Source organism: Pseudomonas sp. FSL R10-1350 (assembly GCF_009600525.1).
GTDB classification, from domain to species: Bacteria; Pseudomonadota; Gammaproteobacteria; order Pseudomonadales; family Pseudomonadaceae; genus Aquipseudomonas; species Aquipseudomonas helleri.
The window spans coordinates 1-596 of sequence record NZ_WIVR01000175.1 but is presented as its reverse complement, the minus strand read 5'-3'; the positions used below and the strand labels follow the sequence as shown (position 1 = coordinate 596).

The 596-nt window shown below is 49.3% G+C and carries 1 protein-coding gene; it reads left to right on the top strand.

The window, feature by feature from the left end; all coding sequences use genetic code 11:
* Positions 1-181 precede the first annotated feature (181 nt).
* Positions 182-596: replication/maintenance protein RepL (locus GHO25_RS25720; RefSeq protein WP_153393420.1), on the top strand; the 415-nt coding region annotated here is incomplete at its 3' end.

Below are 596 nucleotides of genomic sequence, written 5' to 3'. Positions count from 1 at the left end.
TTGAGATACAGAAGGAGACATTATGTAAGTCACTGATTTTAAAGGTAAAAAAAAAAACAGAGTACACCCCAGGAGTGTACTGGTGAGTGCACCCCAGGAGTGTACTCAGTTGTTCAACCAGTTCGCCTAGGTTTACAACCAGTACGCATGTGTGTACAACCAGTAGTACGAAACGAGACTGATGAGTACCACCATGGAAGAGGCTGAGAAACAGGTTTCAAGCGTCGAGAATTACAACTTCGTCCAGCTCAACCGTAGCTACATGAAGCAGATGCGAGAGCTAGCTCGTAGGAACCCCGTGGCGATGCAGATCCTGTTCTATCTGGTCGAGCACATGGGTAAGTCAACAAACGCCGTTGTGTGCTCCTACAAGACCCTCTGCGAGGTCACAGATCTGAGCCGAACGTCAGTCGCAAAGGCAATCAAACACCTGAAAGACGACAACTGGCTGGATGCGATTAAGATCGGAAATGCCACAGCCTATTGCGTCAACGAGCGTGCTTTTTGGCAGTCAGCCCGCAACGCAAGGCGGTACGCGATTTTCTCAGCCACGGTCATTGCATCAGAGTCAGAGCAAGACAGCGACTATCACGAAA